The organism is Kitasatospora sp. NPDC004799, assembly GCF_040609095.1.
Taxonomy (GTDB): domain Bacteria; phylum Actinomycetota; class Actinomycetes; order Streptomycetales; family Streptomycetaceae; genus Kitasatospora.
On sequence record NZ_JBEXJK010000347.1, the window covers coordinates 1 to 8,938 of the forward strand.

General features: G+C 73.7%; 6 protein-coding genes. All 6 read left to right on the forward strand.

What is annotated here, in order from left to right; all coding sequences use genetic code 11:
* Positions 1-231: 231 nt before the first annotated feature.
* The 6 genes from ABZW03_RS31515 to ABZW03_RS31540 all read left to right on the forward strand — a co-directional run bounded on the left by ABZW03_RS31515 (position 232) and on the right by ABZW03_RS31540 (position 8,802).
* Complete coding sequence (locus tag ABZW03_RS31515) at positions 232-1,563, forward strand: deoxyribodipyrimidine photo-lyase (RefSeq protein ID WP_355265829.1); 1,332 nt, start codon at positions 232-234, stop codon at positions 1,561-1,563.
* Positions 1,564-1,745: 182 nt separating this feature from the next.
* Positions 1,746-1,892, forward strand: coding sequence for a hypothetical protein (locus tag ABZW03_RS31520; protein WP_355265831.1), 147 nt, complete (start codon positions 1,746-1,748; stop codon positions 1,890-1,892).
* Between the two features lie 129 nt (positions 1,893-2,021).
* Positions 2,022-3,305, forward strand: a complete 1,284-nt coding sequence (locus ABZW03_RS31525) for a hypothetical protein (RefSeq protein ID WP_355265833.1) — start codon at positions 2,022-2,024, stop codon at positions 3,303-3,305.
* Positions 3,302-3,817, forward strand: a complete 516-nt coding sequence (locus tag ABZW03_RS31530) for a hypothetical protein (RefSeq protein WP_355265836.1) — start codon at positions 3,302-3,304, stop codon at positions 3,815-3,817. Before ABZW03_RS31525 ends, ABZW03_RS31530 begins: the two co-directional genes overlap by 4 nt.
* Positions 3,814-5,109, forward strand: coding sequence for an MFS transporter (locus ABZW03_RS31535; protein ID WP_355265839.1), 1,296 nt, complete (start codon positions 3,814-3,816; stop codon positions 5,107-5,109). Before ABZW03_RS31530 ends, ABZW03_RS31535 begins: the two co-directional genes overlap by 4 nt.
* Before the next feature lie 399 nt (positions 5,110-5,508).
* On the forward strand, positions 5,509-8,802 hold the full coding sequence (locus ABZW03_RS31540; RefSeq protein WP_355265842.1) for a fibronectin type III domain-containing protein: 3,294 nt from the start codon (positions 5,509-5,511) through the stop codon (positions 8,800-8,802).
* The last annotated feature ends 136 nt before the right edge of the window (positions 8,803-8,938 follow it).

Consider the following 8,938-nt stretch of genomic DNA (forward strand, 5'->3'; position numbering starts at 1 on the left):
CGACCTCTCCCGGCTTCTGCACCCGGTGTCCCTACCGGCGTTCCGCGAGGAGTACTGGGAGCGGCGGCCGCTGCACATCCCGAGGAACGACCCCGTGGGTCGTGCACCCGGCGGGCCGGTCCCACGCGGTACCTTCGGTCCCGGCCGCCGGTCCGGCCCGGGCGCGGGCGGCTCCGGCCCCCCGGGAAGGACCGCCCGGACTCCGACGGCACCACCTGCGAGGCCCCACCCGTGACCGTATCGATCGCCCTGTTCACCCAGGACCTGCGGCTGCACGACAACCCCGTGCTGCACGCCGCCCGCTCCGCGGCCGAGCAGGTCGTCCCCCTGTTCGTCCTGGACCCCGCCGTCGAGCGCGCCGGGTTCGCCGCGCCCAACCGGCAGGCGTTCCTCGCCGACTGCCTCGCCGACCTGGACGCCTCGCTGCGCCGGACGGGCTCCCGGCTGGTCGTGCGCCGCGGCGAACCCGCCGAGCAGACGGCCCGGGTGGCCGCCGAGGCCGGTGCCGCCACCGTGCACGTCGCCGCGGGCGTCAGCGCCTTCGCGCAGCGGCGCGAGGAACGGCTGCGCCGGATGTTCGGCGACCGCCTGCACGTCCACGACGCCTCGCTGACGGTGGTCCCGGCGGGCCGGATCACCCCGGCCGGCCGGGACCACTACGCGGTCTTCACCCCGTACCACCGCGCCTGGCAGCAGACGCCGCGCCGTACGGTGCTGGGCGCGCCCCGGAAGATCGACACCCCGGACGGCATCGGCAGCGAGGAACTGCCGCCCGCCGGGCCGCTCTCGCCCGCGCTGTCCCCGGCGCTGCCACCCGGGGGCGAGACCGCGGCGCGCCGACGGTGGCGGCGCTGGGACGCCGACCGCTACGCGGAGGTGCACGACGACCTCGCCGCCGACGCCACCTCCCGGCTCTCCCCGTACCTGCACTTCGGCTGCCTCTCCCCCACCGAACTCGTCGAACGCGCCCTGCAGCACGACGGTGAGGGCGCGCGGGCCTTCGTCCGGCAGCTCACCTGGCGCGACTTCCACCACCAGGTCCTCGCCGCCCGCCCGGACGCCGCGCACCGCGACTACCGCTCCCGGGACGACCACTGGCACCAGGACGAGCGCGAGGCCGAGGCCTGGCGGCAGGGCCGCACCGGCTACCCGATCGTCGACGCCGGGATGCGCCAGCTCGCCGAGGAGGGCTGGATGCACAACCGCGCCCGCCTGCTGACCGCGGGCTTCCTCGCGAAGTGCCTGTACCTGGACTGGCGGATCGGCGCCGCCCACTTCCTGGCGCTGCTGGTCGACGGGGACGTGGCCGACAACCAGCTCAACTGGCAGTGGGTCGCCGGCACCGGCACCGACACCCGCCCCAACCGGGTCGTCAACCCGCTGCGCCAGGCCGAACGGTACGACCCGGACGGCGCGTACGTGCGCCGCTGGGTGCCCGAACTGGCCCATCTGACCGGGCGTGCCGTGCACCGCCCGTGGCCGCTCGCCCCCGACTACCCGGCCCCGCTCGTCGCCCCGGACGCCCTCGGCTCCCGCTTCCGCCGGGCCCGCGGCCTGGACTGAGACCACGAGGCCTGGAAGGCCTCACCGGGCGACGACGCACGGCCCGTGCTGACGTCACGTCAGACGGTCGCGACCGAGACTGATGACCCGTCATTGACACTTCCTTGACCATCACTTTACTGTCGCCGGTGGCGGCGCCGATCCGCGCCGTCGGATGACCGGCACACATCGAGGAGGTCCGAATGGAGCAGCTCATCAAGCGGATGACCCAGGACGACAAGTGGAAGCGCTGGGTCGCCGTCAACTCGGCCGGTGCCGCCAAGGACGGCTGCATCAGCGTCGCCAAGTCCGGATGCATCAGCGTGGCGAAGTCGGGCTGTATCTCCTGACCCAGCCCGACGCACCGGCAGTGCCGACAGGGTCCGGGCCGGCCGGAGCGGCCGGCCCGGATTCCCGGGCCCCGGGTCGGAGCGGCCCCGGGGCCACGAGCCCAGGTGACCCCACCGACCGGAGGTGACATGAACGGCCAACCGACCGCCGACGTGGTCGACCGGATCAAGGACATCCCCCTCTACCGCACCTCGATCGAGCGGGGACACTTCCCCGTGCTGGAGAAGTCCGAGATCGCCCGCGGCTTTCCGGACAACTGGATGACGCCCGGCCTCGCCGAGGCACTCGCCGCGGGCGAGGCGGAGTTCGTACTCTCCACGGGCACCAACCACGCCCGCATGCAGCTCATCCGGCCACCGTACTTCCTGCTGAAGTCCTACTACCGGCTGTGGAGCGAGCACCCCGACATCGCCGACACCTGGGCCGAGGGCTGCAAGCGGGTCTCGCTGACCACCGTCCTGGCCACCGAGCACGTGGCACGGGTCAACGCCCGCAAGCGGGGCGGCGAGCCGGACGCCCGACCGGCCCTGGCGGAAAGGTGGCTGGACGAACGCACCTGCTACCTCAACCTCCGCCTCGACCCCGACCACTGGCAACGGGCCGACGTCGAACGCATGCTCGCGGAGATCCGGGAGGCCGCCCGGGCTCACCCGCGCGGCCGGTACCACCTCGACTGCTCCTCCTCCCACCTCGCGCACCTGGTGCGCAAGGCCAGGGCCTGGGGCCTGTGGGCGGACTTCCCGCAGCCGGCCAGCATCGTGCACGCCTACGAGTACACCCCCGTGAACGTCGCCCGGTACCTGCGCGAGCACTTCGACTACCCGATCGTCGACCTGTTCGGCAGCACCGAACTGGGTTACCTCTACTACAGCGACCGCAGCGGCCGGTACCGGCCGTACCTCGACGGGATGAGCGTCGAGCTCCTGCCCGTCGCCCCGGGGAGCGGGATCCACGCCCTGATCGTCACCAGCCTGCGGAATCCGTGGATGCCGCTGGTCCGCTACCGCTCCGGGGACTGCGTCCGCACGCTGGACGGCAGCGCGGACCCCGGGCGCATCGCCCGGTTCTGCGGCCGGGAGAAGGAACTGCTCGCCACTCCCGACGGCCCGGTCGCCCAGGGGGACCTCGACGAGGTGGTCGGCGCGGTCACGCCCCGGACCTTCCTCCACCGGCTGGACGCCACCGGCCCCGGCGACGGGGCCGTGCTGCGCTGCACCACCTTCGACGGCGCCCCGTTGACGGCCGCCGAGGCGGACGCGATGGCCCGCGAGACCGAACGGCTGATCGGACGACCGTGCCGGGTCGAGCACCACGAACACCTGCCGATCGGCGCCTCGGGCAAGTACGCCTGGCTCAGCGCCGCCCCGACCCCCACCCCGGCCGCCGGGGACAGCCACGGAGGCGCCCGATGACCGCCGACCGACCCCGCGTCACCGCCGCCGAGCTCGCCTCCCTGCTCGGCGAGGACCTGCACGCCGAGGTGGTGGCGTACACCGCCGCGCGCACCGGCGCCGCACCCGCCGACGCCGAGCGGCAGGTCACCGAGTGCCTGCGCTACCTCTACCTGGTCTCCCGCCACCGGGAGGAACTCGCCGGCCTCTTCCTGCCGGTCGAGCAGGACATCGACGAGATCTGGCACTACCTCATCCTGCAGACCCGCGAGTACCGGGCCCTGTGCGAGGAACGCCTGCCGGGCCGCTACTTCGTCCACCACCGGGGCATCCCCTACGAGACGTACCAGGAGGAGCCCGGCCGGGAGGCCGCCGCCGAGCAGGCGCTGCGCTGGATCCCGCTCTACTGCCAGGAGTTCGGGCCCTTCGACGAGGGCGCGCTGCCGCACTGGACCATCGTCCGCTACCTCCACGAGGAGCTGGGGATGCCCCTGGCGGAGATCTCGGCGCTGCGCCCGACGGTGGCGGCGTGACGGTCTCCCCGCAGGTCGCCGAGGAGGCCCGGCATCCGCCCCAGCACCCGGCGCAGCGCCGGGTGCTGGCCGTTCTGGTCGTCTCCCAGCTGGTCAGCGGCGTCGGGTTGACCGCGGGCGTCGTGGTGGGGGCGCTGATCGCCGAGGAGATGCTCGGCTCGACCGGGCTGGCCGGCCTGCCCACCGCCCTGTTCACCGGCGGGTCGATGCTCGGCGCTCTGGGCATCGGCCGGCTCTGCCAGTCCTGGGGACGCCGCCCGGGGCTCGGCCTCGGGTACGCGATCGGCGCCCTGGGCAGCGTGGGCGTGGTGGTCGCGGTGGCCGCCGACCAGGTCGTGCTCCTGCTGCCCGCGCTGCTGGTCTACGGCGCCGGCACCGCCACCAACCTGCTCGCCCGGTACGCGGGCGCCGATCTGGCCACCCCGGAGCGGCGCGGCCGGGCCGTCAGCCGGGTGCTGCTCGCCTCGACGTTCGGCGCCGTGGCCGGGCCCAACCTGGTGGCGCTCGTCGGCGGGCCGGCCGAGGACTGGGGCGTGCCCCGGACGGCCGCGCCGTTCCTGCTGGCCGCCGTCGGGTACGCGGTGGCGGCCGTCGTGATCGGGGCGCTACTCAGGCCCGATCCGCTGCGGTCGGCCCGGGCCGCGACGCCGCCGCCGACACCGGCACCGGCACCGGCGGAACCCGCCGAAGCGGCCGAAGCGGCGAAGGCGTCGGACCGCCCGCGGTCCCCGGGTGTGGCGACCGGCCTGTGGATCATGGTGCTCGTCCAGCTGCCGAAGGTCGCCCTGATGACCATGGTCCCGGTCCACCTGGCCGCCAACGGCCACGGCACCGGCGTGATCGGCCTGGTCGTCTCGCTGCACATCGGCGCGATGTTCCTGCCCTCCCCGCTCAGCGGCCTGCTGGTCGACCGCTGGGGAGCGCTCCCGGTGGCCGCCGCCGCCGGCGTCACGCTCGGCGCGGCCGCCCTGCTGGCCGGCCTTGCGCCGGCGGACCCGGTGCCGGTCCTGGCGGTGGCCCTGCTGCTGGCCGGCGTGGGTTGGAACCTGGGCCTGGTCGGCGGCACGGCCGTGGTCACCGCCGCCGCGCCGCCCGCCCGGGGCGCCGCGACCCAGGGCCTGGCCGATGTCGGGCTGTCCGTCGCGGGTTGCACCGGCGGTCTGCTCTCCGGCCCGGTGGTGGCGGCCGGCGGCTACGAAACGCTCGCCTTCGGCTGCGCCCCGGTGGCGCTGCTCGTCGCGCTCCCGGCGCTGCGGGCCGCCCGCACCGTGTCCGCCGGAGCGCGGCGCTGAAACGGCGGTGAAGCGGCGGTGAAGCGGCGGTGAAGCGGCGGCGGTGCTGCGGACCGTCCCCCGACGGACCGCGGCACCGGGCAGCGGTCCACGGGCCCGTCCGCGTCGGCGCTCTCAGCCGGGGCGACCGGCCCCACGTCACGACGCTCGTCCACGCCCTGCGCGACCTTGCGCAGCGTCACGACAGCCGTCGAGCGCGCTGACCGGACGCCGGCGTGGTGCCCGGTCGACGGCCTTTCCTACGTCGATCGCGGGAGGCGCGGTGGACGCCGACTTCGGTGCTATTGCACGCTGCTGAGGACGGTTTGGCTCCGCTTCCGGATCGGTAGATTCCGGCGGGGCCCCGCCGGGGCCCGGTCCCGCGGACCCGTGTGTGCCGCGGGCGGAGAGGCATTGAGCATGTGGCACTCGAGGAAGACCAGGGCCGGGCGCTTATCCGGCCGCTCGGTGGTGGCCGTGGCGATCGCGCTGGGGCTGGGTGCGGGATCGATGGGAGCGGCCGGGGCGGCGCCGTCGCCCGCGCGGGCGAGCGCGGTGGCGCAGACGGTGCAGGCGCCCCTGATCGATTCCGTGCAGCCGTACGCCACCGGCACGGTGAGGGTGACCGTGACCCCCGGGGACACCGCCCAGGCGGCGGTGGCCCGCGTCGACGTGTCGGCGTACGCGCTGGACGACCAGGGCAACGCGACCGGCGCACCGGTCGCCACCGGCGCGGTGCAGAGCCCGGACCCGGCCAACCCGCCGGTGGTCGAGATCGGCGGCCTGACCAACGACGTCAGCTACGCCTTCAAGGCCACCGAGACCACCGCCGGGGGCGCCGTCTCCGGCACGTCCCCCGCCTTCATCGGCGGCCCGCAGACTCCCAAGGCCCCGCTCGCGCCCACCCTGGGCACCCTGCTGGGCCGGGACGGCGCCGTCCTCGCCTCCTGGAACCCCGCCCACCCCAACGGCTCGCCGGTGACCGGCTACACCGTCACCGCGACCCCGAACGGCCCGGGCGCCGCTGTGACCGTGAACGTGGCGGGTGACGTGCTGAGCACCGCCGTCACCGGGCTGGTCAACGACAGGTACTACTTCGTCTCGGTCACCGCGACCAACGCGGTGGGGACCGGGCCGGCCGGCGTCTCCGACAGCCAGACCGTCGGCGCCAACGACAACGGCACCGTCAGGACCAGGCCCGCCTACACCGCCGGCGCACCGCAGGACGTGACCGCCGCCCCGCCGCCGGTCGCGGCGGACGGCAGCCAGCCCGATCCGTCCTCGCTCAAGGTGACCTGGGACGCGCCGCTGGACGACGGCGGCAGCCCCGTCACGGGCTACGTCGTGGACGCGACCGCCCCCGGCCACCCGCCGGTCACGATGAACGCGCCGAGCGGCACGAGGCAGGCGAATCTGACCTCGCTGGCCCCGGGCGTCGAGTACGCGGTCACCGTCACCGCCCTCCAACAGGGCGGCGTGCGCGCCACCACCAGCGCCGCGGCCAAGGCGGCGCCGGCCCCGAAGCTCGCCCCCGGCACCGTGATGCTGTCCCAGGCCTCGGCGGCCGCCGTCACCGGCGTCACCGGCACCAGCGTGGTGTTCACCGACCCGCCCGCGCAGGTGACCGACCTGAAGGTGAAGAACATCGTCGTCGTCGGGGAGAGCAGCAACCCGCTGCTCCACGGCGGCCTGCTGCGCGTGGTGGAGAAGATCAGCACCGCCGGCGGCGTGGTCACCCTCACCACCAGCCAGGGCTCGTTGGAGCAGGCGTTCCTGGCTCTGGACTTCACCGCCTCCGGCAGCCGACTGACCACCGGTGCCGACGGCTACCGGGTCAAGATGCTCAACCCCAACGTCCAGGCGTCGGTGGCCTCCCAGGCCTCCGGCATGGCCGCGGACAAGACCTTCACCCTCGACCTGGCCGAGAAGCTCACCAACGATCCCAAGATGAAGGAGCGGCTGGGCAACAACACCACGGTCACCGCGAAGCTCACCGCGGCGCTGAGCCTGAACGTCGACTGGTCGGCCAACGCCGGTCTCGAGCGCGATCCCGCCTACTACCGGGTGGATCCCCGCGGCTACCACCTCACCGCCGACTTCACCGCGACCGCGACCGCCAAGGCGTCGGTCCAGGGCGAACTGGGCATCGCCTACAAGCACGAGACGCAGCGTGAGCCGCTGCTGACCGTCAAGCCGGCGAGCTGCCTGACGGTGTACATGGTCGTGCTCTGCCCCTCGCTGACGGTGTACACCCAGACCTCGATCGACGGCTCGATCAGCTTCTCGTTCTCCGCCTCCTACGAGCGGACGATGGGCGGCAGGCTCAGCCGTGACAACACCGGGGCGGTCCACAAGACGGACCTGACCAAGGATCCCGTCACCAAGTTCGACTACTCGCTGAACGCGGCGGCCAAGGTCACCTTCGCCTTCCCGGTGGCGCTGGAGATCCTCGTGTACAACCTGGCCGGCCCGAGGCTGGAGATCACGCCCGCCATCGAGGTGACCGCGGACACCTCCGCCGATCCATGGCTGACGGTCAAGGCGCCCCTGAAGGTCGAGCTGTTGTTCGTCGTCGACTTCAAGGTCGCCAGCATCTCGATGCGCGGCGAGGTGTACAACACGACCTTCGACCTGTACAAGGCCCCCGGCCCCTTCCCGGGACCGTCCCTGTCCGGCGGCTCCGCCCTCGCCCCCGGCGTGCGGAGCGCGCCGTCGGCCGAGTCGGCCGCCGAGTCGGCCGATTCGACCAATTCGACCGATTCGACCGATTCGACCGAGAGCCTCACCGCGGCGGCCCAGCAGCACCAGTACACCGTGACCTGGCCGGCCGGATGCGACCCCGCCCAGGGGGTCACCTGGTCCATGGCGCCCGGATCGGTGGGCACCGTCGACCAGAACGGCCTCTACACCCCGCCGCACCCGCGCCCCAGCCAATACGTCGACCTGGTCACCGCGACCACCGCCGGCACGCCCAGCTGCCCGTCGGCCACCCTCCAGGCCGCCGTCCACCACGGGGCGACCCTGCCGGGTGCCCCCAAGAACCCGGCGATCAGCCCGGACGGCTCCACCGTCACCTGGACCGCTCCCTCCGACGGCGGCAGCGCCATCGAGGAGTACGTGGTGACCGTGGACCACGATCCCAGCGACCCGGCCGGCGCCGAAACCGTCCTGGGGACCGTACCCGGCACCTCGACGTCGCTGACCGTGCCCGCCGACCGCGTCGCGCAGATCGAAGCGGACCACGCCAAGGTGCAGGTCACCGCGGTGAACGGCCGCGGGCAGGGCCCCGCCTCGGCCCTGTCGCACCCCGCGCCGTCCACCAACCTCCTGCTCTTCGTGGCCCCCGCGAAGGGCAGCGCGAACGGCGGCACCCTCTACCTGACGCCCCACATGGTGAACGTGGGCGAGAACGACGCCACCAACGTCCGCTACCAACTCAGCTATCCCGAGGGCTTCACCAACGCCACCAAGCCGTCCACCTGCACCGTCGACACCGCGCAGCGGCTCCTCACCTGCGACATGGTGGACATCGCCGCCGGCCACCAGACGACCACTCCGCTGATCTCGTTCACCGTCGGCCAGCTGACCCCGGGCACCGAATACCCGCTGACCATGACCCGCCTCTCGGCCAGCCCCTACCCGAGCGACCCCAACAACGGCACCATGACCCAGCTCTGCACCGCCGACACCTCTGGAAACGTCACCTGCGCCTGACCGTTCGAACGCGCGGGGCCGGTCGGACCGTGGCTCGCCCCGGTCCGACCAGGAAGGTCATGTACCGCGCCGAGTCGACCGGGGTGTCCCCGCCCAGGTTGAGCAGCGTCCCGGCCAGCGCCGAGGTCACCGAGAA